Genomic DNA, 571 nt, shown 5'->3' with positions numbered 1-571 from the left:
TTGGCATGTACATTGCGTTTGTACTCTCCTCTATCATCTATTTTTATGGCGGCTGGCCTTTTTTAACAGGTCTGGCAGAAGAGGTGAAGAAAGGGGTGCCTGGTATGATGACGCTGATCGGGGTAGCTATCACAGTTGCCTACCTCTACAGTACGGCCATTGTGTTCGGGCTGAAAGGGATGGATTTTTTCTGGGAGCTGGCTACGCTTATAGTTATCATGTTGCTGGGGCACTGGATAGAAATGCGTTCGGTACTGGGAGCATCCAAAGCACTGGAGCTGCTCGTGAGCATGATGCCCGCCGAGGCCATGCTGATACGGGATGGCGAACCCATAAAAGTACGTATCGAGGACCTGCAGAAAGGAGACCTGATACTGGTAAAGCCCGGTGAGAAAGTGCCTGCTGATGGCAAAGTGGAGGATGGCGAAAGTTACCTCAACGAAAGTATGCTGACCGGCGAGAGCAAACCGGTAAAAAAGAACAAGGACGACAAAGTGATCGGCGGCTCCATCAACGGCAACGGGGCATAGCGGGTGCAGGTGGAGTATACCGGCAAAGAGAGCTACCTCAA

Annotated in this window: 1 pseudogene; it reads left to right on the top strand. The window is 51.7% G+C overall.

Annotated elements, in window-relative coordinates:
• Positions 1 to 527 (top strand): annotated as a pseudogene (locus LWP20_RS18190) (P-type ATPase actuator domain-containing protein); the annotation flags it as partial.
• Positions 528 to 571: the final 44 nt, after the last annotated feature.

Source organism: Pontibacter vulgaris (assembly GCF_022758145.1).
Lineage (GTDB): Bacteria > Bacteroidota > Bacteroidia > Cytophagales > Hymenobacteraceae > Pontibacter > Pontibacter vulgaris.
The sequence above is the reverse complement of the archived record's forward strand: the minus strand, read 5'-3'. Positions and strand labels throughout refer to the sequence as shown.